29 protein-coding genes and 3 pseudogenes are annotated in these 26,946 nt (G+C 34.9%); 24 read left to right on the plus strand and 8 right to left on the minus strand.

The genetic code is table 11. The features are described from left to right. The first annotated feature begins 33 nt into the window (after positions 1-33). From EGX70_RS08340 to EGX70_RS08415, 16 genes and pseudogenes are all read left to right on the plus strand, one after another. Complete coding sequence (locus EGX70_RS08340) at positions 34-366, plus strand: hypothetical protein (RefSeq protein ID WP_000877499.1); 333 nt, start codon at positions 34-36, stop codon at positions 364-366. Beyond that, positions 363-584, plus strand: a complete 222-nt coding sequence (locus tag EGX70_RS08345) for a hypothetical protein (RefSeq protein ID WP_001256559.1) — start codon at positions 363-365, stop codon at positions 582-584. Before EGX70_RS08340 ends, EGX70_RS08345 begins: the two co-directional genes overlap by 4 nt. A 2-nt stretch (positions 585-586) precedes the next feature. Then, on the plus strand, positions 587-778 hold the full coding sequence (locus tag EGX70_RS08350) for a hypothetical protein (RefSeq protein ID WP_001157003.1): 192 nt from the start codon (positions 587-589) through the stop codon (positions 776-778). Between the two features lie 10 nt (positions 779-788). Next, positions 789-1,118: pseudogene (locus EGX70_RS11235) on the plus strand (hypothetical protein). A gap of 1 nt (position 1,119) precedes the next feature. Beyond that, positions 1,120-1,392 (plus strand): hypothetical protein, encoded by a 273-nt coding sequence (locus EGX70_RS08360; RefSeq protein ID WP_001100460.1) that lies wholly within the window; start codon positions 1,120-1,122, stop codon positions 1,390-1,392. Continuing rightward, positions 1,393-2,251, plus strand: a pseudogene (locus EGX70_RS08365) (primase alpha helix C-terminal domain-containing protein). A gap of 11 nt (positions 2,252-2,262) precedes the next feature. Further along, a complete protein-coding gene (locus EGX70_RS08370; protein WP_000656430.1) occupies positions 2,263-3,657 on the plus strand; it encodes a VapE domain-containing protein in 1,395 nt (464 codons plus the stop codon). Positions 3,658-3,949: 292 nt separating this feature from the next. Continuing rightward, the gene (locus EGX70_RS08375; RefSeq protein ID WP_001069293.1) at positions 3,950-4,207 is read left to right on the plus strand and encodes a hypothetical protein; all 258 of its coding nucleotides are present in this window, start codon (positions 3,950-3,952) and stop codon (positions 4,205-4,207) included. Next, on the plus strand, positions 4,204-4,377 hold the full coding sequence (locus EGX70_RS08380; protein WP_000694573.1) for a hypothetical protein: 174 nt from the start codon (positions 4,204-4,206) through the stop codon (positions 4,375-4,377). The genes EGX70_RS08375 and EGX70_RS08380 overlap by 4 nt, the downstream gene beginning before the upstream one ends. Positions 4,378-4,534: 157 nt before the next feature. Then, positions 4,535-5,092, plus strand: coding sequence for a hypothetical protein (locus tag EGX70_RS08385; protein WP_001258765.1), 558 nt, complete (start codon positions 4,535-4,537; stop codon positions 5,090-5,092). Positions 5,093-5,164: 72 nt separating this feature from the next. Continuing rightward, positions 5,165-5,653 (plus strand): hypothetical protein, encoded by a 489-nt coding sequence (locus tag EGX70_RS08390; RefSeq protein ID WP_000891151.1) that lies wholly within the window; start codon positions 5,165-5,167, stop codon positions 5,651-5,653. 6 nt (positions 5,654-5,659) lie between these two features. Beyond that, positions 5,660-5,812 (plus strand): annotated as a pseudogene (locus EGX70_RS08395) (DUF1492 domain-containing protein); the annotation flags it as partial. Further along, entirely contained in the window at positions 5,787-6,164 is a 378-nt protein-coding gene (locus EGX70_RS08400) for an ArpU family phage packaging/lysis transcriptional regulator (protein WP_000038826.1), read from the plus strand. The pseudogene EGX70_RS08395 and the gene EGX70_RS08400, both read left to right, overlap by 26 nt. Positions 6,165-6,232: 68 nt before the next feature. Continuing rightward, positions 6,233-6,520 (plus strand): type II toxin-antitoxin system RelB/DinJ family antitoxin, encoded by a 288-nt coding sequence (locus tag EGX70_RS08405; protein ID WP_000543070.1) that lies wholly within the window; start codon positions 6,233-6,235, stop codon positions 6,518-6,520. Beyond that, positions 6,510-6,857 carry a type II toxin-antitoxin system RelE/ParE family toxin gene (locus EGX70_RS08410; protein ID WP_000253103.1) on the plus strand — a complete coding sequence of 116 codons (348 nt, stop codon included), beginning with the start codon at positions 6,510-6,512 and terminating at the stop codon, positions 6,855-6,857. The genes EGX70_RS08405 and EGX70_RS08410 overlap by 11 nt, the downstream gene beginning before the upstream one ends. Before the next feature lie 483 nt (positions 6,858-7,340). After that, positions 7,341-7,637 (plus strand): DUF4298 domain-containing protein, encoded by a 297-nt coding sequence (locus EGX70_RS08415; protein WP_001052249.1) that lies wholly within the window; start codon positions 7,341-7,343, stop codon positions 7,635-7,637. A gap of 85 nt (positions 7,638-7,722) precedes the next feature. Here EGX70_RS08415 and EGX70_RS08420 read toward each other — a convergent pair whose 3' ends face one another. Further along, the gene (locus EGX70_RS08420; protein ID WP_123948071.1) at positions 7,723-8,262 is read right to left on the minus strand and encodes a TetR/AcrR family transcriptional regulator; all 540 of its coding nucleotides are present in this window, start codon (positions 8,260-8,262) and stop codon (positions 7,723-7,725) included. A gap of 138 nt (positions 8,263-8,400) precedes the next feature. Between EGX70_RS08420 and EGX70_RS08425 the strand changes: the two genes are divergently transcribed. The 4 genes from EGX70_RS08425 to mprF all read left to right on the plus strand — a co-directional run bounded on the left by EGX70_RS08425 (position 8,401) and on the right by mprF (position 14,543). Continuing rightward, complete coding sequence (locus EGX70_RS08425) at positions 8,401-10,719, plus strand: YhgE/Pip domain-containing protein (protein WP_000883414.1); 2,319 nt, start codon at positions 8,401-8,403, stop codon at positions 10,717-10,719. A gap of 66 nt (positions 10,720-10,785) precedes the next feature. Then, positions 10,786-11,142: a DUF1304 domain-containing protein gene (locus EGX70_RS08430; RefSeq protein WP_000105934.1), complete on the plus strand. Its 357-nt coding sequence runs from the start codon at positions 10,786-10,788 to the stop codon at positions 11,140-11,142. A 133-nt stretch (positions 11,143-11,275) separates the two neighbouring features. Beyond that, positions 11,276-12,019 carry an alpha/beta fold hydrolase gene (locus EGX70_RS08435; protein ID WP_000138570.1) on the plus strand — a complete coding sequence of 248 codons (744 nt, stop codon included), beginning with the start codon at positions 11,276-11,278 and terminating at the stop codon, positions 12,017-12,019. Further along, positions 12,003-14,543: a bifunctional lysylphosphatidylglycerol flippase/synthetase MprF gene (mprF, locus tag EGX70_RS08440; protein WP_000733240.1), complete on the plus strand. Its 2,541-nt coding sequence runs from the start codon at positions 12,003-12,005 to the stop codon at positions 14,541-14,543. Before EGX70_RS08435 ends, mprF begins: the two co-directional genes overlap by 17 nt. A gap of 78 nt (positions 14,544-14,621) precedes the next feature. Here mprF and EGX70_RS08445 read toward each other — a convergent pair whose 3' ends face one another. The 4 genes from EGX70_RS08445 to EGX70_RS08460 all read right to left on the minus strand — a co-directional run bounded on the left by EGX70_RS08445 (position 14,622) and on the right by EGX70_RS08460 (position 19,208). Further along, entirely contained in the window at positions 14,622-16,136 is a 1,515-nt protein-coding gene (locus EGX70_RS08445) for an ABC transporter permease/substrate-binding protein (RefSeq protein ID WP_000209279.1), read from the minus strand. Between the two features lie 2 nt (positions 16,137-16,138). After that, complete coding sequence (locus EGX70_RS08450) at positions 16,139-16,861, minus strand: ABC transporter ATP-binding protein (RefSeq protein WP_000622721.1); 723 nt, start codon at positions 16,859-16,861, stop codon at positions 16,139-16,141. Between the two features lie 221 nt (positions 16,862-17,082). Beyond that, complete coding sequence (locus EGX70_RS08455) at positions 17,083-17,916, minus strand: DNA-binding domain-containing protein (protein WP_000675242.1); 834 nt, start codon at positions 17,914-17,916, stop codon at positions 17,083-17,085. Then, positions 17,913-19,208, minus strand: a complete 1,296-nt coding sequence (locus EGX70_RS08460) for an ATP-binding protein (protein WP_000884290.1) — start codon at positions 19,206-19,208, stop codon at positions 17,913-17,915. The genes EGX70_RS08455 and EGX70_RS08460 overlap by 4 nt, the downstream gene beginning before the upstream one ends. Positions 19,209-19,310: 102 nt before the next feature. Here EGX70_RS08460 and argF point away from each other — a divergent pair, with 102 nt between their 5' ends. The 3 genes from argF (at position 19,311) to EGX70_RS08475 (ending at position 22,894) form a co-directional block, all read left to right on the plus strand. After that, entirely contained in the window at positions 19,311-20,309 is a 999-nt protein-coding gene (gene argF / locus EGX70_RS08465) for an ornithine carbamoyltransferase (RefSeq protein ID WP_000793624.1), read from the plus strand. An 11-nt stretch (positions 20,310-20,320) separates the two neighbouring features. Continuing rightward, positions 20,321-21,247, plus strand: coding sequence for a carbamate kinase (gene arcC / locus EGX70_RS08470; RefSeq protein WP_001074358.1), 927 nt, complete (start codon positions 20,321-20,323; stop codon positions 21,245-21,247). Positions 21,248-21,340: 93 nt separating this feature from the next. After that, positions 21,341-22,894 (plus strand): YfcC family protein, encoded by a 1,554-nt coding sequence (locus EGX70_RS08475; RefSeq protein WP_001114291.1) that lies wholly within the window; start codon positions 21,341-21,343, stop codon positions 22,892-22,894. A 107-nt stretch (positions 22,895-23,001) separates the two neighbouring features. Here EGX70_RS08475 and EGX70_RS08480 read toward each other — a convergent pair whose 3' ends face one another. From EGX70_RS08480 to EGX70_RS08490, 3 genes are all read right to left on the minus strand, one after another. Continuing rightward, positions 23,002-24,366, minus strand: a complete 1,365-nt coding sequence (locus EGX70_RS08480; protein ID WP_000898844.1) for a cell wall metabolism sensor histidine kinase WalK — start codon at positions 24,364-24,366, stop codon at positions 23,002-23,004. Continuing rightward, positions 24,350-25,021 carry a response regulator transcription factor gene (locus EGX70_RS08485; protein ID WP_000699621.1) on the minus strand — a complete coding sequence of 224 codons (672 nt, stop codon included), beginning with the start codon at positions 25,019-25,021 and terminating at the stop codon, positions 24,350-24,352. Before EGX70_RS08485 ends, EGX70_RS08480 begins: the two co-directional genes overlap by 17 nt. 84 nt (positions 25,022-25,105) lie before the next feature. Then, complete coding sequence (locus EGX70_RS08490; protein WP_000186296.1) at positions 25,106-25,777, minus strand: PepSY domain-containing protein; 672 nt, start codon at positions 25,775-25,777, stop codon at positions 25,106-25,108. A gap of 280 nt (positions 25,778-26,057) precedes the next feature. On the opposite strand from EGX70_RS08490, the gene EGX70_RS08495 reads away from it, so the two are divergent. Further along, a protein-coding gene (locus tag EGX70_RS08495) for an IS5-like element IS1381A family transposase (protein WP_088181596.1) occupies positions 26,058-26,863 on the plus strand; the annotation gives its coding sequence in 2 pieces (ribosomal slippage) (positions 26,058-26,432 and positions 26,435-26,863; 804 coding nt in all). Positions 26,864-26,946 lie beyond the last annotated feature (83 nt).

Consider the following 26,946-nt stretch of genomic DNA (forward strand, 5'->3'; position numbering starts at 1 on the left):
ACAGAAAATAATAATTAAGCGAGAAAAAACATAATGAAATATAGAGTAGAAACAAATCCTTTTTCAAAAGATAGATACACTCCTGAACAACGAGAAATGCTCAAAAAACGCCAACTCAGCAAAGATAAAGCGGAAGCCTATTTTGCTCGACTATATAACCATCATATCGCTAGGGTGATTATTGCTAATGTAATGGCAGAGTATACGACTACATTCAGGAAAAGTGCCACTACTTTTGAAGAAGCATGGGGCGCTTTAGGTTATAAACAAACCACAGAGATTGTCTTTAGAGCCGTTAACGGTTTACCATGTTCAGAGAAAGACACAGGGGAATTAGAAACTTATTTAAGTGAGGTATCCGCATGAGGAGTATTGAAGAATTAAATGAAATCGCTAACGACATTTTAGTAGATTATGAAGGTCTTTGCGGTCAACTTATGGATATTCTAAATGTCCTAGATTTGGCTGCTCAAGAATATAGTAAGGAAACAACTAGTGCAATTATAAACACGAGTTGTCGCGCTTTGAAGTGCCTTATTTCTGACCATGATAAGATGACACATAAATACAGAAAGGAGTTGTAACCATGCAAGAACTTAACTTTACACTAACACAGACACTTATTTTATTCATTGTTTTAGGTCTCATAGGGCTTCTTCTAAGCCGTTCTAAGCCATTAATAGAGATTGACTTACCAGAAGATACCCAAGCACCTAAACCACGTCAGAATGCAAACTATGGGGCTTATATTCAAGCACAGAACCATTATTACAATTAGGGGGAACTGAATGACATTGCCTGAAAATTATAGACGTGTCCTTAATCTGATTAAGGTTGGGGCAGACAATCCCATTACAGGGCAGAGATTGGCTTAATACTGAAACGCGAAGAACGCTCCGTCCAAAGTATCATCAAGTAGCTTAATCACGCGCTACAACGTCCCTATTATTGGCATTAGACACGGATTCAATCGTGGTTACTTTATCCCAGCTAATAAAGAAGAATTACTAGATGGTGCTAAAGCCTTTTATAATCAAGTACAAAAGGAACAACAACGCCTAAGTGTCTTATTGAATGCCGATTTAACCAGTTATAAGGAATTACTCAAAGGAGGTTAGTATGAACGTATTTAGTCAAGATTATGAAGCAAAACTCTTAGAACAAAATCTGACCGCTTTTAATCGCTTCTTAGAAGTATACCAGCAACCTAAACCAAGAGTTTTAGGGTTGATCACGGCTGAACAGGTCAAAGAGGAATTAAATATCAAAGGTAAAACCCTAAAGCGGTGGGAAAACGCTGGGTTAAAACGATACCAACCACCACTAGAAGACACAAGGAAACATTATTACAAGGTCAGTGATATTCTTATCTTTTTGGGGGTGGATGTGTAGATGGCTATTTATGAAGCAAGAGGCTTTAGCTCTTATTTGTACCCCTACAAAGGACAATTAGAACCGTTTGACTATATCGCACAGTTTAAACCAATGAAAACGCCTGAGGCTATCGATATTGAAGAATACAAGCGAACACAAGCTCCGTACTGTTTGAGTGGCAAGGTAACCCCAGAGAAAAACGGTAGCTATAAGCGCAATAATGCTAGTCTAGTCTATCGTGATTTGATTTTTCTTGACTATGACGAGATAGAAACAGACGTAAACCTGCCTAAAATCGTTTCTAAGACACTTTGGGAATACAGCTATATTTATTTATCCAACGATTAAACACACCCCTGAGAAGCCACGCTATCGCCTTGTCGTGAAGCCTAGTGACACTATGGACAAAACGACGTATAAACAAGTGGTCAAGGAGATAGCTAATAAGATTGGACTACCGTTTGATTTAGCTAGTCTTACCTGGTCGCAATTACAAGGCTTACCCGTCACAACAGGCGACCCAGAAGACTATCAGCGCTATGTGAACCGTGGTCTTGATTATCCTGTCCCTAAAGCACCCAACCGACAGGTTACTACTACTTACACGTCACGCCCTAGAAGTCAGCGTTCTATTACCATGAGGGTCATAGATACCTTGTTTAATGGTTTTGGAGACGAAGGCGGACGTAATGTAGCCTTAACTAAATTTGTTGGTTTGCTATTTAATAAATGGGTGGATTGTGATTTAGAGACGGCTTATGAGCTGGTACAAATAGCTAACAGCGTGACAACTAAGCCACTACCCATTGATGAGATAGACAAAACTTTTAGAAGCATACTCGATACAGAACTAAGAAAGAGAGGAATCAAGCCATAGAAAAGGAAGAATTGAAAGATTATCAAAATAAACTATCACAAGCCACTCAACCTGCTTTTGCCCCTGCATTCAGGACGCGAAAAGGTAGAGGAGACAAAGAATATGTCATTAGTAGCCCCTACAATGTCGGTAAGGTTTTTGAATTCTACGAAAATATCTTCACAGGTATTAAATACAACGAATTTGAAAAAACTATTGAAATCACTAAAACACTCCCTTGGTCTAAAGAAAAAGGGCTATGGACGAATGAACAGACCAGCCTTTGTATTGCATTCATTGATGATAAATATCGGTTTACCCCTCGTAAAGAACATATAGAGGTAGCTATTACCGCTTTAGCTAAAAAGAACTCTTACCACCCCATTAAACAGCGTATTGAAAGTCAAAAATGGGATGGTAAAGCTAGAGGAGAACGCTACTTTATTGATCTATTAGGCTGTGCTGATAATTCCTATAATAGAGAAATTGCCAAAGTATGGCTAACAGGTCTTATAGCTAGAATTTATCTCCGTAAAGTAAAGTTTGAAGTCGTTCCTATTCTCATTGATAAAAGACAAGGAACTGGAAAAAGCACTGTTACTAAGCGCTTGCTTCCTAGCTACCACACCGATTCAGAAATCAAGTTTGGTAAAAATGATAGTGATTATCAGAAGATACAAGCCAATGCCATCATCGAGCTAGGGGAGCTAAAAGGTATGTCAAAGGCAGAAATTGAAACGGTTAAAAGCTTCATTTCCTCAGATAGTGATACTTATCGTGAACCTTATGAACGTAAAGCCACTCCTCATCCAAGGCACTGTGTCTTTATCGGGACAGCTAACAAAAAATCTTTTCTTAAGGATAGTGGAACAGAAAGACGCTTCTTCCCTATTGAATGTGGTATCAATGACGTGGAAAAACATCCTATGGAGGTGGAAGAAGATTATTTCTTACAGATACTCGCTGAAGCCAAAGTATGGTTTAACAATTATGAACCACTAACACCATCTAAAGAGTTGATGAATCAGTTAGCTGATATTCAAGAAGATTATAAAGTTGAAGACGTTGACAAAGAAATCATTGACCAATTACTGAATGAGTTTCAAATTGTTGAAGGTTGGGATAGTTTATCACAGTATGAACAACGGCAATACGTCCTAAAACAGTTGGGAGAACCTTTAGATAATGCTCAAAGTTATAGTGACTACCCTTCTGCACAGACAAATTGCTTACTCCAGGTCACAAGTCCTAACCATATTGCTTATCTGGGGTTTAACCAAAAACCAACGCAAGGCGGTAAAGCTCTTATTTCTCAAAAAATACGTGACCATTTAGATAATGATGACGGCTGGAAAAAAGGAGAGAATCCCGCAAGAAAAAGACTATTTAAAGGTGGCACTCCCGTATCTTACTATGAACGAGTTTAAAAACTACACTAATACTACATAAAAACTACACGTAATAACACAAGCCAAAACATTGGTATTATAAGCTTTATACTCTATTGTAGTATTAGTAGTATTTAATACTATAGATAATAATATTTATAACTAATAGTGCGCGTGCAAAAAAAGAAAGTCTTTTGGTCAAATTAATGCTACTAAAAACACAAAATGTCAAAAACCCTTGATACAACTGGCTTTAGCCCTGTGTTTTTTGCTGTGCTATTTGATTTTTTAAATGTTAATAACACACATTTTAGAGAGAAAAGAGGGACATATGAATCCTAACTATACAAATCATGGCATAAAGAAAATGCATTACCATTATGATGACCTGCCAAACGACCAGCTATACCGATTGGAGCTTCCCAATGGTCAATGCGGTTATGACTTCATCAGCAAAATCAATTTCAACACCAAGTCTAAACCTGGTGATTGTGATTTTACAAGACCAGAACTCATACGCCGTGGTTATCGCTGGGTCTTTGACTGTGGCTTTGCTATACCCGTTGAGAAAGGAGAACAAACACAATGAAAATCAAGCTATTTTATCAAAAACACAAAGAATCACTGGATGATTTTGAATATCGAATCAATCAATTTACCCTATCGGTATCTGTGATAGACATTAAATTTTCAGAAGCAACTTATGGCAATTATGAAGACATGAGTACCACAACTTCTTTATTGGTCTTGTACAGGTAACTAAAATTACACACACGAGGCGGTAACACCGTCACTATACAAGGAGACTGCACCCTTTATAATGAGTTGGTCAAATATCTTCTATCTGGGCAACAACCAAACTGGGTAGCCATCATCAATTTATCAGACATTATAGCAATCACAAAGGAGAAATAACATGAGAACATTTTCAGACACACCAAAAACATTTACATTCCACTATACTTTTAAAGACTTTGATACTGCGCAAGTTGCCTGTCATGCCATTCTAGGGTATATGACTGGGAGCTATGAGCAACCAGTGATTGACGCAACTTATCACAATGATGATCAAGGTGGTCATGCTAACCAGTTAGTACTTGAATATGCCGAAGACAGAAAACTAAATAAGGTCTTCAAGCGTATCTGTGACAGCTTTAAGGACTATTACAACCAACCTGAGGATATGACGGATGAAGAACTTGATGACGTAGCTCAAGAAACTGAGTTACTAAAGGAGGTTGAAAGTACTGACAAGAAGCGCGTGGTTCCTTTATTTGACAATAGCCAAGAGAAAGCGGACAAACAAGACATATTCATGGCTTTCATCTCAGACCACAACCAACTCGCCGAACACGTTTCCATGAATTATAAAAAGATGACTCAAGAGGATTTAGGAGCTGTACTTGAATCTATCAGCCAAGGCTTTAATTATTTGTATGATATGGCTATTGAGGGTGAGTTACTGGTTAAATAAACAATCAGAGGGATTTCCCTCTTTTTGTCGTTTATCAATAGTTTTGGGTTATTTGAATACTAAGGAGAAAAGATGTTAGAACTAGCTATTGAGAGTATCATTAAACCAATGAAGAAACAGGAAAAGACTAGAGTTACAGGAACAATAAATGACCAATCTATCACCATAGACCTAGATAACCTAATCGTCCATTATGAGGGGCAAGAATTCTTACTTGAAACGATACCAGGAACTTATGGTGGTAAGCGCTACTTCTTCCTGTGTCCTGACTGTGAGAGACGTTGTAGAAAGTTATTTAAGGCTTCTCATGCCTTTGCTTGTGGTACTTGTCAGAAGCTTCATCAAGCGACATTCAATCGAAGTAAGACAGATTGTCAATACTATTGGCAACTAGCCTTTAAAGAGTGTCTGAAAGTAGATTCAAAAGCAAAACACAAACATGGTTATTATAGTTATGATGACTTTCCTAAGCGTCCAAAGTACATGAGAATGACTAAATACTTATATCATTGGAAGAGATTCCATTACTATATGGATAAGGGGGACAAATACTGGCTATAACATTCGGAAAAACAGATAGCTGTTATCAAAGCTAGATACGTGGATGACTTATCATGGGATGAGATACCCGACAAGCTAGGTTATTCAAGGAATACTGCATTCAAATTACATAGAGAAGCTTTAGAGGTATTAGATGAGCAAGAAGAACGCTATTCGTAAATTAAAAGAGTTTCATAGATGGCAACGTATCGCCAATAGCCTTGATTTAAGCTATAACGAGCGTTACCAGTTTGATATAAAATATCATCCCACGCGCAGAGAACACCTTGAAATAAGCCGAGAATGTGCCTTAGAGGAGCTAGACGCTATCAAGTATGCTATCAACCAACTGTCTAAGATAGACTACAGAAAGATATTGATTGAGTGTTACTTGATTAGTGAGAAAAAAACTCAGCAAGACATCATAGCAGAACTTAACAAAAGTCAAAGTTGGTACTACGAGACTAAGAAAAGAGCTTTGCTTGAATTCGCCCAGAGTTATAGGAATGGTGTGTTAATAACAACAGCATAGGCTCTTGGATATATGCAACTATACAGGTATAGTTTAAAGTGTTATAATAACTAAAAGGAGGTGCTACTATGCACGCTTTAGAAAAAAATACGCAGGTCAACTTTAAAACCAACAGTGATTTACTAGAGAAAGCTAAAGCTATTATCGCAGCCCAAAACCTTGACATGACAGCTAGCTTTAATTTGTTTTTAGAAAACATTGTACAAAATAAAGCCTTACCTTTTGAGACTGACACCGATAAAGAACGAGCTGAACTACTTGCAGGTTTACGAGCTGAAATTGCTAAAAGTTTTGACGATTTAGAGCATGGGCGGGTATACAACGCTAGTGAAGTGAGGGCTAACCTTGGTATCTGATAATAAAACCCATAGCCTTATTATCCCTGAAACCGTACAAGAACAATTACAGGAGATAAAAAGCTATATTGAAACTACTTACTTTTCGGAGCAGGCAGGGGCTAACACCGTCAACAATATTCTTTACGGGCTAGAACGTCTTGAATTTTTCCCAGAAGCAGGATTTAACGCAGATGACAGAGTAGGTGAAACTATTTATCCGCCACATAATACTCGTTGTATTGTTTTAGGGGACTACCTAGCTTTTTATCACATTTTAGAAGACAGAAAAGCCGTTTTTGTATCTGATATTATCCATAGCAAACAAGACTATATCAAACTGTTTAAGAAAAAATAAAAACGCAAGATTTACAGCAAACTAAAAAGCACCTTTATTGGGTGCTAGTTCTTGCCTGCTGAACTCATTGATTGACAGAGTTGTAAATTAAATTTTTGCTTACTTTTTGCTAACTTTGAAGGAAATTTTAATGTCAACTAATGTTGACAAAAAAAGTTTAAAATGTTGATTTAAAGCTATAAAGACTTGTAAAGCAACCTTAAGGAAGTCTCAAAAATACAGTACAACAAAATGCTTTAATTATTACATTACATACTTTAAAAGCCTATTTTATAGGCTTTTTTTGTTATATACTTTTTAGTGAGTCATTATATTTAATGAACCAAAAAGATTTTAAACTAACATTAGAATAAAAATCAACACTGTCAGTTTGTAATGAGTAATTTTTTACTTTGTAAAAAGGATATAGTAGAATTAACGTTACAAATACTTGAGAATGATAACTTATCTCGTCGAATCTTATATAACTAAGGAGATTTTATTATGAATCTAAATGATAGATTAAAAATAGAAGAAATGGAAGAGAAGTATGATAGCTTCAAACCTAGAATCAATGCATTAGTAGAAGCTATAGATGATTTTCAAAAGCACTATGAAGATTACGTGAAATTAAGAGAATTTTATGGTAGCGAAGACTGGTTTAGACTATCAGAACAAGCAGAAAATAATCTCAAATGCGGTGTACTGAGTGAGGATCAGCTCTTTGATTTTATAGGAGAACATAACGAGCTTGTAGGCCAATTTTTAGATATGTCTTCTCAAATGTATCGTCATTTATAATGTCAGTCCATATTAGTGTTGTTATCCTATAACGAGGATAAAATAAACCTAACTAAAAATGACCAGCCTATAAGGAAGGCTGGTTTTAAGTTTGAGGTAATAAACTGAGTAGCACTTGTGTAATTTGTTGAGGGCTTTCTTTTTTTCCTCGTGTTATCCACATTTGATAGACTCCAAAAATAGCATGACTGAGATAGACACTATAATACAAACGGTTGATATCAGACTTTGTTGCATCTGGATTGACCTCAGGTAATTCTTTAGAAAGCATTAATTGTAATTTATTAAGGGTGTAGGTCTGAATTTCTTTTGTTCCATTTTGGGTTAAGAGAGCAGCAAATAATGATTCTCTATCTAAGAATTGAAAAATTTCGAGCAAGGCATCTTCTTTTTTAAATTGATTGCGATCAAAAATATATTCGACTTTATTGAAGAGTGACTGTTGGTATTGATCAATCATTTCATATTTATCTTTATAATGAGTATAAAAACTAGAACGACTGATTCCAGCTGTTTTAGTTAGATTAATCGTTGAAATTTCATCGAAGCTCTGATCTTTTAATAACGTAATCATAGCTGCTTCAATAGCTCTTTTTGGTTTTTCTCTCCTCGTATCGTTTACCATATTAATTACCCCTTAATATTTTTGTACATTTTTAAACACAGTGTCCAAAAACGAGATTTTTATCTTGAAATTATCTATCATCACTGTATAATATATTTTATCAAAAAAATGAACAATATGTCCAAAATAGGAGAAAAAATGTTAGACGAATTAAAAGCAATCATAAAAAGCCCAAAATTATGGATTACGATGGCTGGGGTTGCACTGATTCCAACGCTATATAATGTTATCTTTCTAAGCTCAATGTGGGATCCTTATGGGAATACTAAAAATTTACCTGTGGCAGTCGTTAACCAAGATAAATCGGCTAAATTAAATGGAAAAACTATTTCAATTGGCAAAGATATGGAGGACAATTTGTCTAAAAATGATAGCTTAGATTTCCATTTTACAACGGCTAAAAGAGCAGAAAAAGAATTAGAAAAGGGTCACTATTATATGGTTATTACCTTTCCTAAAGATCTTTCTAGAAAAGCGACAACTCTCATGACAGAAAAACCAGAAAGGTTAAATATTACTTATAAAACTACTAAGGGGCGTAGTTTTGTAGCTTCAAAAATGAGTGAGACAGCAGCTAATAAACTAAAAGATGAGATAGCAGAATCTATTACAGGGACTTATACTGAATCAGTTTTTAAAAATATGGGTTCTATGAAAACAGGTATCAATAAAGCTGCTGATGGGAGTCAAGAATTATTAAATGGTTCTAATAAGCTACTGGATGGCAGTCAAACCTTGACAAGTAATTTAGATGTTTTAGCAAGCTCTAGTCAAACTTTTTCTGGAGGAGCTAATAAACTAAATAGTGGAATAAACCTTTATACAGATGGTGTGGGGACCCTATCTAACGGGTTAGAAACATTATCAGATGGTGTTACTGCTTACACAACAGGTGTGCATAAGTTGAGTGAAGGTAGTCAAAAATTAGATGATAAGTCTCAAGCATTGGTGGAAGGATCAGAAAAGTTGACGGATGGTTTACAACAATTGTCACAAGCAACTCAACTAAAACCAGAGCAAGAACGTACTTTGCAGAACCTTTCAGATGGATTAAAGAATCTAAATCAGATTATTACAAATTTACAATCGACAGCAACTACTGATAGCGATACTAATAGTAAGTTATTTAATTTTTTATCAACTATTGAATCAAGTACAAAGGCTTTGATGAATACGGCTGCTGCTGATAAACAAAAGCAAATGACTGCGGTACAATCAACGTCAGCTTTTAAAAGTTTAACCCCTGAGCAACAATCTCAAATTACCTCAGCGGTTACTGGAACACCTACTTCAGCTGAGACAATTGCAGCAAATATTTCTTCAAATATAGAAAATATGAAAACTGTGCTTAGTGAAGCATCTAGTTCAACCCCTTCTAATAATAACTCACAAAATCTTCAAACTTTGTCAGGAACAGCTAACAATTTAGTATTAAAAGCTATCTCAGATTTAGATAAAATTCAAAAATTGCCAACGGCTACTAAGCAGTTATATCAAGGTAGTCAAAAATTGACAAAAGGAATCACGGATTATACGAATGCTGTAGGGCAATTACGCAAAGGTGCAGAAACTTTAGATAGTAAATCCAATCAATTGATTTCAGGAACACAAAAAGCAAGTCAGGGAGCTCAAACTTTAGATAGTAAATCGGATCAATTGAGAGACGGAGCGGGGCAATTAGCTAGTGGTTCTGATAGAATTGCAGATGGTTCTAATAAGCTTGCTGGGGGAGGACATCAGTTGACAGATGGGTTGACAGAGTTGTCAGGTGGTGTTTCTCAATTATCAAGTTCTTTGGGGAAAGCTGGGGACCAGTTGTCCATGGTTTCTGTAAATAAAGATAATGCCAATGCAGTATCTAGCCCAGTCACTATCAAGCATGAAGATTATGATAGCGTTGATACGAATGGTGTTGGAATGGCACCATACATGATTTCAGTTGCGTTGATGGTGGTAGCTTTATCAGCCAATGTTATTTTTGCGAAAGCTTTATCTGGCAAAGAGCCAGATAATCGTTTTAGTTGGGCTAAAAATAAATTATTAATCAATGGATTCATTGCAACTCTAGCAGCAACTATCTTATTTTTTGCAGTTCAATTCATAGGTCTTAAACCAGATTACCCTGGAAAAACATACTTTATTATCCTATTGACAGCATGGACTTTGATGGCATTAGTAACTGCTTTAGTGGGATGGGATAATAGATATGGTTCCTTCTTGTCGTTATTAATATTATTATTCCAGCTTGGTTCAAGCGCAGGAACTTACCCAATAGAATTGAGTCCTAAGTTCTTTCAAACAATTCAACCATTTTTACCGATGACTTACTCTGTTTCAGGATTAAGAGAGACCATCTCGTTGACGGGAGACGTTAACCATCAATGGAGAATGCTAGTAATCTTTTTAGTATCATCGATGATACTTGCTCTTCTTATTTATCGTAAACAAGAAGATTAATAGAAAGTATCTAGTGATAGACTAACAGTATGATATGGTATGTCAAAGTATTTAGGAGGAGAAGATATGTCTACTTTAACAATAATTATTGCAACATTAACTGCTTTGGAACATTTTTATATTATGTATTTGGAGACGTTAGCCACCCAGTCAAATATGACTGGGAAGATTTTTAGTATGTCTAAAGAAGAGTTGTCATATTTACCCGTTATTAAACTTTTTAAGAATCAAGGTATATACAACGGCTTGATTGGTCTATTCCTCCTTTATGGGTTATATATTTCACAGAATCAAGAAATTGTAGCTATTTTTTTAATCAATGTGTTGCTAGTTGCTGTTTATGGTGCTTTGACAGTTGATAAAAAAATCTTATTAAAACAGGGTGGTTTACCTATATTAGCTCTTTTAACATTCTTATTTTAATACTACTTAGCCGTTCGATTTAGTTGAACGGCTTTTAGTAATCATTTTTTTCTCATAATACAGGTAGTTTAAGTAATTTGTCTTTAAAAATAGTATAATATAACTACGAATTCAAAGAGAGGTGACTTTGGTTATGACTGAGAACTGGTTACATACTAAAGATGGTTCAGATATTTATTATCGTGTCGTTGGTCAAGGTCAACCGATTGTTTTTTTACATGGCAATAGCTTAAGTAGTCGCTATTTTGATAAGCAAATAGCATATTTTTCTAAGTATTACCAAGTTATTGTTATGGATAGTAGAGGGCATGGCAAAAGTCATGCAAAGCTAAATACCATTAGTTTCAGGCAAATAGCAGTTGACTTAAAGGATATCTTAGTTCATTTAGAGATTGATAAAGTTATATTGGTAGGCCATAGCGATGGTGCTAATTTAGCTTTAGTTTTTCAAACGATGTTTCCAGGTATGGTTAGAGGGCTTTTGCTTAATTCAGGGAACCTGACTATTCATGGTCAGCGATGGTGGGATATTCTTTTAGTAAGGATTGCCTATAAATTCCTTCACTATTTAGGGAAACTCTTTCCGTATATGAGGCAAAAAGCTCAAGTTATTTCGCTTATGTTAGAGGATTTGAAGATTAGTCCAGCTGATTTACAGCATGTGTCAACTCCTGTAATGGTTTTGGTTGGAAATAAGGACATAATTAAGTTAAATCATTCTAAGAAACTTGCTTCTTATTTTCCAAGGGGGGAGTTTTATTCTTTAGTTGGCTTTGGGCATCACATTATTAAGCAAGATTCCCATGTTTTTAATATTATTGCAAAAAAGTTTATCAACGATACGTTGAAAGGAGAAATTGTTGAAAAAGCTAATTGAAAAAGTCAAATCACTGACTTCTGTGATTAAAATTGTATTTTTTATATCTGTTTTAGTGCTTATTATTGTTGAAATGATTCATTTGAAACGAACTATTTCTGTTGAGCAACTAAAGAGTGTTTTTGGGCAATTATCTCCAATGAATCTTTTCTTAATTATCCTTGTGGGGGTTATCGCTGTCTTACCGACAACTGGATATGACTTTGTACTGAATGGACTTTTACGTACAGATAAAAGCAAAAGGTATATTTTACAGACTAGTTGGTGTATCAACACTTTTAATAACTTGTCAGGATTCGGTGGCTTAATCGATATTGGGTTGCGCATGGCTTTTTATGGTAAAAAAGGTCAAGAGAAGAGTGACCTAAGAGAAGTGACTCGTTTTTTACCCTATCTTATTTCTGGTCTGTCATTTATTAGTGTGATTGCCTTAATCATGAGCCATATTTTTCATGCCAAAGCTAGTGTTGATTACTATTATTTGGTATTAATTGGTGCTAGTATGTATTTTCCTGTTATTTATTGGATTTCTGGTCATAAAGGAAGCCATTATTTCGGAGATATGCCATCTAGTACTCGTATAAAATTAGGTGTTGTTTCTTTTTTTGAATGGGGATGTGCGGCCGCAGCATTTATAATTATCGGTTATTTAATGGGCATTCATCTACCAGTTTATAAAATTTTACCACTATTTTGTATTGGTTGTGCCGTGGGGATTGTATCCCTTATTCCCGGTGGATTAGGAAGTTTTGAACTAGTTCTATTTACAGGGTTTGCTGCCGAGGGGCTACCTAAAGAAACTGTGGTTGCATGGTTATTACTTTATCGTTTAGCCTACTATATTATTCCATTCTTTGCAGGTATCTATTTCTTTATCCATTATTTAGGTAGTCAAATAAATCAACGTTATGAAAATGTCCCGAAAGAGTTAGTATCAACTGTTCTACAAACCATGGTGAGCCATTTGATGCGTATTTTAGGTGCATTCTTAATATTTTCAACAGCATTTTTTGAAAATATTACTTATATTATGTGGTTGCAGAAGCTAGGCTTGGACCCATTACAAGAACAAATGTTATGGCAGTTTCCAGGTTTATTGCTGGGGGTTTGTTTTATTCTCTTAGCTAGAACTATTGATCAAAAAGTGAAAAATGCTTTTCCAATTGCTATTATCTGGATTATTTTGACATTGTTTTATCTTAATTTAGGTCATATTAGTTGGCGACTATCTTTCTGGTTTATTTTACTATTGTTAGGCTTATTAGTCATTAAGCCAACTCTCTATAAAAAACAATTTATTTATAGCTGGGAAGAGCGTATTAAGGATGGAGTCATTATCGTTAGTTTAATGGGAGTTCTATTTTATATTGCAGGACTACTATTCCCTATCAGGGCTCATATTACAGGTGGTAGTATTGAACGCCTGCATTATATCATAGCATGGGAGCCGATAGCATTGGCTACGTTGATTCTTACTCTCGTTTATTTATGTTTGGTTAAGATTTTACAAGGAAAATCTTGTCAGATTGGCGATGTGTTCAATGTGGATCGTTATAAAAAACTACTTCAAGCTTATGGTGGTTCTTCGGATAGCGGTTTAGCCTTTTTAAATGATAAAAGGCTCTACTGGTACCAAAAAAATGGAGAAGATTGCGTTGCTTTCCAATTTGTAATTGTCAATAATAAATGTCTTATTATGGGTGAACCAGCCGGTGATGACACTTATATTCGTGAAGCTATTGAATCGTTTATTGATGATGCTGATAAGCTAGACTATGACCTTGTTTTTTACAGTATTGGACAGAAGTTGACACTACTTTTACATGAGTATGGTTTTGACTTTATGAAAGTTGGTGAGGATGCTTTAGTTAATTTAGAAACGTTTACTCTTAAAGGGAATAAGTACAAACCTTTCAGAAATGCCCTAAATAGAGTTGAAAAGGATGGTTTCTATTTCGAAGTTGTACAATCGCCACATAGTCAAGAGCTACTAAATAGTTTGGAAGAGATTTCTAATACTTGGTTAGAAGGACGTCCTGAAAAAGGTTTCTCATTAGGATATTTTAATAAAGATTATTTCCAACAAGCCCCAATAGCTTTGGTAAAAAATGCTGAACACGAAGTTGTTGCTTTTGCTAATATTATGCCAAACTATGAAAAGAGTATTATCTCTATTGATTTAATGCGTCACGATAAACAGAAAATTCCGAATGGCGTTATGGATTTCCTCTTTTTATCATTATTCTCTTATTATCAAGAGAAGGGATACCACTATTTTGATTTGGGGATGGCACCTTTATCAGGAGTTGGTCGCGTTGAAACAAGTTTTGCTAAAGAGAGAATGGCGTATCTTGTCTATCATTTCGGTAGTCATTTCTACTCATTTAATGGTTTACACAAGTATAAGAAGAAGTTTACACCATTGTGGTCGGAACGTTATATTTCTTGTTCTCGTTCGTCCTGGTTAATTTGTGCTATTTGTGCCCTATTAATGGAAGATAGTAAAATTAAGATTGTTAAATAAGCTTTATTTGGCAATTAAAAAGAGCATGTCATGCGACATGCTCTTTTTAAATCATTTAATACCATTGATTGCTTGAATCTACTTTATAATATGATGTGCTTTTAAATATTGTTTAGCTACTGTAGCTGCTGATTTATGCTTTACAGCTACTTGGTAGTTCATTTCTTGCATTTCTTTTTCAGTGATATGACCAGCAAGTTTATTGAGAGCTTTTTTTACTTGAGGGTATTTTTTAATCGTATCTTGCCTTAGTAGCGGTGCTCCTTGATATGGCGGAAATAGATGCTTATCGTCTTTGAGAATTTGAAGTTGATACTGGATTAATTCACTATCGGTAGAGTAAGCGTCAATAATATTGACATCTTTACTATTGATAGCTTGGTATCGTAAAGCAGGTTCTAAGGTTGAGATATCAAGGTTTAAACCATAATGTTTCTGTAAACCAATACTCCCATCCTCTCTATCCTTAAATTCTAAAGTGAAACCAGCTTTTAGTTTATCTAATTTTTTTAGGTCACTGATATTTTTGAGTTGATTAGCTTCAGCGTAATCTTTTTTAACAGCTACAGCGTAGGTGTTTTGATAAGCCATAGGTGACAAAAGTGACAACTTATCTTGTTTTAAAATACCGTTTTTGGCTAAGTTGTAAACCTGTTTAGGGTTATTACTTACTTTAGGAGGATTTTTAAGTAAACTTGATGTAATAGTACCTGTAAACTCTGGGTAAAGATCAATGTCACCAGATTTTAGGGCTTGATATAAGAAAGTTGTTTTTCCGAAATTAGGTTTAAGCTTAACTTTGATATCTGTCTGATCCTCAATAAGTTCTTTGTACATATTAATTAAAATATCTGGTTCAGTTCCTAACTTCCCTGCAACAGTTATCGTTGCAGTATTTGTTCCAGGCATCCATTTTGGAGCATAGGATAGTCCTAAGCCTGCTAGTAAAAGTATACCAGAAACGGCTATGGTTCGTAATCTAGCCTTTTCTAGTAATCCAATTAAACCACTAAATATAATAGCTAAGACAGCAGAAGAGATTGCCCCTATGAGAATTAGAGAAGGATTGTTGCGATCAATCCCTAACAAAATAAATGATCCAAGGCCACCAGCTCCGATAAGACTAGCTAATGTAGCTGTACCAATAATCATAACAGAGGCAGTTCTAATGCCTGAGATGATAACAGGCATACTTAAAGCTAACTCAAACTTTTTAAGCCTTTCCCAACGTGTCATTCCAAAAGCAGTTGCTGCCTCAATGAGATTAGCATCAATTTGCATCAGTGCTGTTACAGTATTTTGTAAAATTGGAAATAGAGCGTAAATAATTAGTGCAACGACAGCTGGTACAGTTCCAATTCCCATAAAAGGTATAAATAAACCAAGCAAGGCTAAAGAAGGAATTGTTTGAAATATCCCAGTTATCTGAAGGACAACATGACTGATTTTTTTATAATGACTAATGATGATACCGAGTGGAATAGCAATTAAGGTTGCTAAAATAAGTGTTAGTAGTGATAGCTGGAGGTGTTCAATAAGACTTTGAGTCCAATCTCCAAAACGCTCTTGAAAGGTAGTGATTAGTGTTGTCATACTCAGTTCTCCTCTTCAAATAGGGTTCTAACAAATTGGTCAGAGGGATTATTTTGAATTATTTCTGGTCTATCCAATTGCACTATCTTACCTTCCTTAATAACACAAATTCTATCTGCAAGACGCATAGCTTCTTTCATGTCATGGGTGACAAACACTAATGTAATACCCAATTCAGACTGTAATTGTTTGGTGATATCTTGCAATTGACGTCTTGAGATAGGGTCTAAAGCAGAAAATGGCTCATCCATAAGTAGTACCTTAGGTTTAGCAACGATTGCTCGTAAGATACCTATGCGTTGTTGTTCACCACCAGAGAGCTCATGAGGATAGCGATTAAAGTAGTCCTTAGCAGGTAAACCCACCTTATCAAGAAGGTCGCTAGCGGCTTTTTTTTGGTCACCTTTTGACCAGCCCTTCATTTCAGGGATAAGTTCTATATTTTCTCCAACTGTTAAATTAGGGAAAAGTGCAATTTGTTGCAAGACATAACCAGTTTCTAAGCGTAATTGTCGCAAATCAAGTGATGTAATGTTTTCCCCATCTAAAGTAATAGCGCCTTGGCTTGGTTCGATGAGACGATTAATCATCTTGAGGATGGTAGTTTTACCACTGCCACTGGCCCCCACAAGGACAAAGAATTCTCCTCTTTGAATATGGCAACTAATATTATCAATGATGGTATGATCACCATATGATTTACTAACATTTTCAAATGAAATCATGTAATTTACTTTCTAGTGCGTAACGAGTGTAGGTCGTATGATATTAGGGTTATATTAGCATAAAGTAGACATTCAAACAACTATCTGACATTTAAATTGTCAGAAACGATAAACTAGAAGCAAAAACAAACACCTTGCGGTAGACAAGGTGTTTGTTGGAGATTTATGAAAAGGAAAGTTTTAGGATGGTTATAGTATATAAGGCCATGCTTAAACAAGTCTTAAAACGTTTTACTCTGTAAAATAAGTTCATCGAAAAAACGTTTAAGTGAAATTTTACCACCATACATGCTTTTTCCTTGAATAAGTTGTGCCTCATTATGGATATTCTGAAATCCAAACAATGCATTAGCATATTGCAGTGTTAATTCATTTTCAAAATCATCAATGTACAGATGAGCCATATTTATCATAGCTTTTTTAACGGCACGACGAATACGTTGTAAAATGATTTTTTGTTGGTGTTCATCGATAGAAAGTTCTTTTTGAAAATCAAATTGGGCAAAATTTAATTCTTGTTTTAATAAAAGTTCACAGATGTTAAGAATATCTGTGTAGGCTGTCTCTGAAGTAATACCTAAATAACTGAGTATTGAACGGATTTTAGTGAGGTTACTAGTCGTTATAGGCTTTTGATATGATGGCGTATTTTCTAGGAGATTTTGGATTGTATTTAATTTTTTTTGCATTTCGATAGTATCAGTGACACGTTTCACGACGCTTTTTACTTCAATAATATTAATGGGTTTATTAATAAAAAATTCGATTCCTGCTTTATATGCTTCTTGTCGTAAATCATTATCTTTGACTTGGGAAATCATAATAAATTTTAAATCGGAACGCTGTTTATAGATTTTTTGGACTAATGTTACACCGTCTAATATTGGCATTAATAAATCAATCAATACGATATCAACATCTGCAATCAGCAATTCGTTGTATGCCTTACTGGAGACATTATTCACTCTGACTACTGTATTATTGAAATCTTCTTCAATAATATCTTGTAAAATCATAGTGATAGTGGGGTCATCATCAATAATATAGAATTTCACGTATTATCTCCTAACTTAAATCGATTTTTACGGAATAACAGTGTAAATGTTGTTCCATTTGGCTGATTAGGACAAACAGTTATCGTTCCTTGATATTGCTCTTCCATTAAAATACGCACGTGGGATAGCCCGATTCCTCGATAGATATCACCATTAGCATCAAATTTAGTCGAAAATCCAGGTTTGAAAATCATGTGTTTCATTTTATCAGGTATTCCTGGTCCGTTATCACTAATCTCAATTTTAATAAAATCTTCTAATTCTTCTGTGTGAACACTGATTGTACCCTTTTTTTGTTTATCAATAGCTTCTACTGCATTTAAAACGATATTGGAAATAATGGTTAGTAAATAGTAATAGTTTGATATTATCAAATTACATTTATTATTTTCGAGAATAATGATATCTTGATGCCGAAATTGAATAATACTCCTAGTATAAGATAAAACAATTTGAAAGATATCTTTCAATGCCATAGTTGATTCATTTTTTACACTAAAATAGGTTCCTAAGCCTTTAATAATATTTTGGTAATCTTTCTTAACTTCGTGAACGTCCCGCGAAATATCTAGAGAGAGGTGTTGGTATTCTTTAGGTAGGTGATATTTGGATAACTCTTTATCTAATAAATAAGCATTTTTCATGATGTTTTCAATTTCAATGATATTTTTTTGCATAAAATAAACCTCGCTTTTGACGGCTGAAGTTGACCACATAAAATAATAGTATCGACGTTCGTGATCGTCTTTTTGTAAGAGAAGTGATAGATAACTATAAGTATAAGCCACAGCGCAACTAATAAAAGCTCGCAAAAGTGCTATGGCAAATAAAGTAGCGAATATAGTTATAGTATAATTGTTAAACTTTATGAGAAAACTAATTTCTACAAGGTTGGCAAAATAATCACAAATAATGATAGAAAAGAAAAAAGTACCTTTATTACGGTAGGAACGATGCCAATAAATAGTATAAAAGGTGATGCCATAACAAATATAAAACGCCATATCAGTTAAAACGAATTCAATTATTTGATGAATCTCAGCCTCGCCAGCGATACTTAATATGATTCCTCTGAAGATAGGAGAAGCAAAAGTAATTCCTAGACAGAGAAGAATTGGATTAATGTCGTCATTAAAATATAAAAAGACAGGCAAAATGAACAAAGATAAGGTCATAATAAACCCATCAGCAAGTATTGAGATATTTATTTGAGCAGCTAAGGCGATAACTATTGCAGAGATAATAATACGCTGCTTTCTTTCTAGATGTTTTTCTGATAATATATCTAGCATACAAATGTCCTTAAAGTTTTTTTGAAGATTTTTGATGAATTTTGATTATTTTTGAAAGCGCTATCTACAATAAGAGTATAAAAAAAAAGGAGGCAATAAGCAATGAAAAATTTACGTAACCGTAGTTTTCTTACTTTATTGGATTTTAGTACAGCAGAAGTTGAATTTCTTTTAAAACTTTCAGAAGATTTAAAACGTGCTAAATACGCAGGAATTGAACAACAAAAACTTGTTGGTAAAAATATCGCTTTGATTTTTGAAAAAGATTCTACACGGACACGTTGCGCTTTTGAAGTTGCTGCTCACGATCAAGGAGCTCATGTTACTTATTTAGGTCCAACAGGCAGTCAGATGGGTAAAAAAGAGACCTCAAAAGACACTGCGCGTGTGCTAGGTGGTATGTATGATGGTATTGAGTATCGTGGATTTTCTCAAGAAACAGTTGAGACTTTAGCCGAATTTTCAGGAGTTCCTGTGTGGAATGGCTTAACCGATGCTGATCATCCCACGCAAGTACTAGCCGATTTTCTGACTGCTAAGGAATGCTTACATAAGCCCTATAAAGATATTCGCTTTACGTATGTGGGTGATGGACGTAACAATGTCGCTAATGCCTTGATGATCGGTGCTTCTATTGTAGGCATGACTTATCATTTGGTTTGTCCTAAAGAATTAGAGCCAGATCCTGAACTACTCTCTAAATGTCAAGAAATTGCGAAAACTACTGGTGCTTCTATTGAAATCACTGATGATATTGCAGAAGGTGTCAGAGATTCAGACGTCCTATATACAGATGTTTGGGTTTCAATGGGAGAACCGGATGAAGTTTGGAAAGAAAGAATAGCTCTTTTAGAACCCTATCGTATTACCCAAGAAATGCTTAATATGACAGAAAATCCAAACGTTATTTTCGAGCATTGCTTGCCCTCATTTCATAATATAGATACTAAAGTTGGATACGACATTTATGAAAAATATGGTTTGAAGGAAATGGAAGTATCAGATGAAGTTTTTGAAGGCCCTCACTCAGTTGTTTTCCAAGAAGCTGAAAATCGTATGCATACTATTAAAGCAGTTATGGTAGCAACTTTAGGTGATTAGGAGGAATTTTCATGGCAAAAATTGTTGTTGCACTAGGAGGAAATGCCTTAGGAAATTCTCCAGAAGAACAATTAAGATTAGTAAAACATACTGCAAAATCATTGGTAGCCTTGATAAAAAAGGGACACGAAATTGTTGTAAGTCATGGTAATGGACCACAAGTTGGTGCCATTAATTTAGGAATGAATTTTGCGGCTGAGAGTGGTCAAGGAACTAATTTTCCTTTTCCAGAATGTGGAGCAATGAGCCAAGGATACATAGGCTATCATCTCCAACAGAGCCTTTTAAATGAATTACGTCAAGAAGGAATAAATAAGGAAGTTGCTACAATTATTACCCAAATTGAGGTGGATGAATCAGATCAAGCATTTAGCGCACCTACCAAGCCTATAGGTACCTTTTATGATAAGGAGACATCAGAAAAGATTGCTATAGAGAAAGGGTATACTTTTGTAGAAGACGCTGGACGAGGGTATCGTCGTGTTGTTGCTTCACCTGAACCTAAAAAAATCATCGAAATTAATAGCATTAAAACACTTATTGAAAATGATACCCTAGTTATCGCAGGTGGAGGTGGAGGCATCCCTGTCATTAATAAGGGAGGTTATGAAGGTATTGCAGCTGTTATTGATAAAGACAAATCTAGTGCACTGTTAGCAGGAGAACTAGCTGCGGATCAATTGATTATTCTCACTGCAGTTGATTATGTTTATACTCAATTTGGTAAAGAAAATCAAAAAGCTTTAACAGAGGTTAATGAGAATCAAATGATTGATTACGTTAACCAAGGTGAGTTTGCAAAAGGAAGCATGTTACCTAAAGTAGTAGCCTGTATGAGTTTCTTAGATCACAATCCGAAAGGAACAGCCTTAATCACCTCATTAAATGGTTTAGAAGATGCATTAGATGGGAAATTAGGAACACGTATAACTAAGTAATCTCAGATAAGTGCAAAGAAATGATTATTTAACCTTCATCTTTGCACTTTTTCTGATGAAGTCAATCTATTTTTATTATAGAGGAGGCGTGTCATGCCAGAAAAAATGACAAACAGTGAAAACAAAAAGAGTAAAGGTTTTCGAATGCCAGGTGCCTTTACAATATTATTCATTTTAACAATCTTTTCGGTTTTGGCTACATGGTGGATACCTGCTGGGTCCTATTCAAAATTACAATTTGATACAGCATCATCCAAACTAGTAGTAACAGATCCAAATGGTAAGACAGTTCATGTTCCAGCAACGCAAACACAGTTGGATAAGATGAATGTCAAAATTAAAATTAAAGAATTTACTTCTGGTGCTATTAGTAAGCCAGTTTCAGTTCCAAATACTTACAAACGTTTGAAGCAAAATCCGGCAGGCATTGGCTCCGTGACGACTAGTATGGTAAATGGAACCATTGAAGCTGTTGATATTATGGTATTTATCATGGTACTTGGAGGCATGATAGGAGTAGTTAGAAAGAGTGGCGCTTTTGAGTCTGGTCTTCTAGCTTTAACAAAGAAAACCAAAGGTAGAGAGTTTTTATTGATATTTTTAGTTTCCTTATTGATGGTTTTAGGCGGTACTCTATGTGGTATTGAAGAAGAAGCAGTTGCTTTTTATCCTATTTTAGTTCCAATCTTTTTAGCCATGGGTTATGATTCTATCATTTGTGTAGGTGCTATTTTCTTAGCAAGTTCTGTTGGGACATCATTTTCAACAATTAATCCGTTTTCTTCTGTTATTGCTTCAAATGCAGCTGGTATTAGTTTCACAGAAGGCTTATCATGGCGTACAGTAGGGTGTACTGCAGGTGCTATTTTTGTTGTGGTGTATCTACATTGGTATTCTAAAAAAATAAAAGCGAATCCAGAGTTTTCATATTCCTATGAAGATAGAGTAGAATTTAATGCTAAATGGGGCATGACAACTAACCATACCCCCTCACTCTTTACTGTCAGACAAAAAATTATTTTAAGTTTATTTGTTATTTCATTTCCTTTGATGGTTTGGGGAGTAATGTCACAGGGATGGTGGTTTCCAACCATGGCTTCTTCCTTTTTAGCTATTACAATTATTATTATGTTTTTAACAGCAACTGGGGCAAATGGTATTGGAGAAAGGGATGTTGTTGATGAGTTTGTTAATGGTGCATCAAGCCTTGTTGGGGTTTCATTAATCATTGGTTTAGCGCGTGGTATCAATATTATTTTGAACCAAGGTTATATATCAGATACGATGCTTTACACAGCTTCAAAATTAGCTTCACATGTTAGTGGCCCTGTCTTTATCATTGTTATGATGTTTATCTACTTTGTGTTAGGATTTGTTGTTCCATCCTCGTCGGGTTTAGCAGTACTTTCAATGCCAATTCTAGCACCTCTTGCAGATACTGTTGGGATTCCTCGTTCAGTAGTAGTAATGGCTTATCAATTTGGGCAGTATGCAATGTTGTTTTTAGCACCTACTGGACTAGTTATGGCAACCTTGCAGATGTTAGATATGAAGTACTCCCATTGGCTAAAATTTGTGTGGCCGGTTGTTTTATTCCTCCTAATATTTGGTGGCGGTTTGTTAGTTCTACAAGTTTTAATACTTTAAAGATTTCAGCTATTAGTCTCAAAAATATCTGAAGAGATATAATAAATTGAGTTTAAGTTAAATAAAAAAACGATAGGTGTAATCTATCGTTTTTTTATTTCCTTTCTCTAGTCTTTCTTCAATTTTGGAAAGGTGAGCGTAAACTGACTGCCATCATCAGGTTTAGAATCAACCCATATTTTAGCACGGTGTATTGTAGCGATTTGTTTTACTAAAGATAGCCCTAAACCAATTCCAGACTGACTATCCTTGGTTCGAGCAGAGTCCACTTGATAGAAACGGTTCCAAATTTTACTTTGGTCATCAACTGAGATACCTAGACCATTATCTTTAATAGAGAAGACAATTTGATTATCGGACTGTCTTAGACTAATAGAAATATGATTGTTTGTAAATTTAATAGCATTTGAAAATAGATTATCAAAAAGCCGTTTGAGTAGTGTTTGTTGACCTATAATCCAAAGGTCATCTTCGATTTGAGAGTCAAGGTGTATAGGGGTATTATCTAATAATCTACTTGAATCGGATACTAGTTGCTTCATCATAATTGAGAAATTAAGAGGTTCTAACTGAATTGATAATGGATTTTCTGCCTTAGTCAATTCTAGAAGTTGCTCAACTAATTTTTTCATTGATAGTGACTGACGGTGTATAACCTCAAAGGATTCTTTTGCTTCAATTAAATTTTCTGCGTAGTTTTTTCCGTATTCACTTTCAGAAAGTATAACTGTTACAGGAGTCCGTAGTTCATGAGAAACATCATTGTTAAATTGTTTTTCCCGAACAAATGATGATTCAATAGAAGCCAACATAGTATTGATAACAGCTGCTAGCTCAGTTAATTCATTTTCGTTATTTTTAGTGATAATTCGCTTAGTATAGTCCTCATTTTGGGTAATAAATTGAGCGGTTTCAGTAATTTCTTGAATCGGTCTAAAAGCGCGCTTTAAAATTAAATAGCCACCAACAGTTATTATAATCAATATAAGAGGAAGAACGATACCCAAACTAAATAACAATTCAGTTAATTGCTTATCCAGTCTGTCAACAGTACGGATAGCACGTAACCACTGATTTTTCCCAGAAATTGGAATATCAACATACTGAAATGTACGATTCTCCATGGAAAATAGAGATAATTTCTTTTTATGTTTATGTTGATGGTCTAAATCCTTTTTAAATCCTTTTGGAAAACCAGAATAGATAACTTTTCCATTTTGGTCATAGACTGAATAAAATATTCCATCTTCAAAAGCCTCATACCGATGACCTTTAGCTAACGCTTGACTCATTTGCACAGCTTTAGCTTCTAAATTTTTTTCAGATTTGTTTTCAGCAATGCTTTTTGAAATAAAAAATGAACCAATTAATACACCGATAACAAGGATAAAAATAAAAGAGCTGTACCAGAGGGTAATTTGAGTGATGATGCTAGACTTTTTAGGGTAATTTATTTTACTTTGGAATAACATATCCTAAACCTCGTTTAGTTTTTATTAGTGATCCGTCTCGGTTGTTATCTAGTTTTCGACGAAGGTTTTTGATAAGGACATCAATAATATTGGACTCTCCATCATAATCATAATCCCAAACGTGTTCACGAATTTGATGACGAGAGAGGACTTGGTCTCTGTGACGTGCCAAATACTCAAGGACTTCGTATTCCTTAGCTGTTAAATCAATCAAATTGTTGTTTCTCCAAACTTGCTTTGTAGATAAATTGATTGTTATATCTTGAATTTGAATATCATCAGAAGATACTTGTCTATTTGTACGTCGTAACATAGCTCGAATTCGGGCCATGAGCTCTCCAAATTCAAATGGTTTTACAAGGTAATCATCCGCACCAAAATCTAGACCTGCGATACGATCTTCAACGGCATCTCGAGCAGTCAACATAAGAATAGATACTTGACTTCCTTTGTTGCGAAGCAGTTTTAAAAAGGTGAAGCCGTCCATTTTTGGCATCATTACATCTAAGATAATCACATCATATTCTGCCACTGAAACAAATTGTAAGGCTTCTTCACCATTTGAAGCACTGTCAACACTGTAGTGTTGCTTTTTTAAAAGTTTTACAATACTACGGTTCAAGTCAAACTCATCTTCAACAACAAGGATTTTCATTTTTTGGCCTCCGTATGGCTTTTTTCCATTATATCACAAAAGGGAATGGAGTACTGAGGTCCTATTCCCTTTAATACACTAGTATTAGTCGTGATTTTTATGAGTTGTATTAAGCTTATTTGCCTTTATAAATGATGCTTTATCACTATCAAATTGGGCAATCTTAGGAGTATTTCCATCAAGTAGTTTTACTTTATAAACTAGCTTATTTGATTTGTTATTCGCAAGAGAAATTTCTTTTATTTTTGCATTTTTATATTTTGCTTGAATAGCTTGTAATGCAGTCTGAATATCTTTACTTGGTTGTTTTAATTGGGCATCTTTTGAATTGAGTTGGTTATCTGATGTTGTTGAAAGGATCTTCCCAGAATTAGCATCAATTTTATATTTTTTAGCTATTTTATTATCAATAACTTTGATTTCATAAAAAGGTGTATCACCTTTGGTATTTAATTCAATTTGTGAAATAAAGCCTGAGCGAGCTTCTTTTTTGGCAGTTTCTAAGGCAGTCTTATAATCGATTTTTGTCGAGATATTCTTTAATGTTTTTAGTGAGTGTTTTTCTCTATGATCGTGATGTTTATCGTGTCCTTCATGCTTATGTTCAAAAGACATGTGTTCTGAGTGATGGTTATGCGCTAATGCAGCTCCGCTTACTCCTATAGCTCCCCCAATACCAAGTAGCGTAATGGAAGCTAACCCTACGTATAATTTATTGCTCATGAATTTTTTTAAGTTGTTTTTATAGTTTGTCATACTGACTTCCTTCTTTCTTTTTTCAAACCTTGGATTAGGTTTGTTACTTCTGAGTATATAGTCGTAAAATGAATCTAAAATGAATTTTTAAAATTAGGAACAATATTTTCAGTTATAAAAAAGTGAGTTTTAAAAGAATGACTAACTACCTGAAGGTAAGAGGTAAATTTATACTTTTTTGTCAGATTTTATTTTTAAAAATAAAAAGCCCAGAAATATTGATTTCATAGGCTTTTTTATATTAGACTTCCTGCGAAACAAAATATGGTACAATAGTTCTATGAATTATGAAGCAAGCAAACAATTAACTGATGTACGATTTAAGCGCCTTGTTGGTGTTCAGCGCACTACTTTTGAAGAGATGTTAGCTGTGTTAAAAACAGCTTATCAACGTAAACACGCAAAAGGTGGCCGAACCCCTAAGTTAAGCTTAGAAGATCTCCTCATGGCTACTCTTCAATACATGCGAGAATACCGCACTTATGAACAAATTGCGGCTGATTTTGGCATTCACGAAAGCAACTTAATCCGTCGAAGTCAATGGGTTGAATCAACTCTTATTCAAAGTGGTTTTACGATTTCAAAAACTCATCTTAGTGCTGAGGATACGGTGATTGTGGATGCAACAGAGGTAAAAATCAATCGTCCTAAAAAAATCAACTAGCGAATTATTCTGGTAAAAAGAAATGTCATGCTATGAAGGCTCAGGCGATTGTCACAAGCCAAGGGAGAATTGTTTCTTTGGATATTGCAGTGAACTATTGCCACGATATGAAGTTGTTCAAAATGAGTCGCAGAAACATCGGACAAGCTGCTAAAATCTTGGCAGACAGTGGTTATCAAGGGATCATGAAGATGTATTCACAAGCGCAAACTCCGAGGAAATCAAGCAAACTTAAGCCACTAACTCTTGAAGATAAAACCTATAACCATACGCTATCCAAAGAGAGAATCAAGGTTGAGAATATTTTTGCCAAAGTAAAAACGTTTAAAATATTTTCAACAACCTATCGAAATCGACGCAAACGGTTTGGATTACGAATGAATTTGATTGCTGGAATGATCAACCGTGAACTAGGATTTTAGTTTCGCAGGAAGTCTATTCAATTATTTAACTTCAGTGAGAGTTAAATAATTTCTATTTTAGCTGTTAGAAACGTTGGTACATC

Origin of the sequence: Streptococcus sp. FDAARGOS_522, assembly GCF_003812445.1 — a bacterium.
Taxonomy (GTDB): Bacteria; Bacillota; Bacilli; order Lactobacillales; family Streptococcaceae; genus Streptococcus; species Streptococcus agalactiae.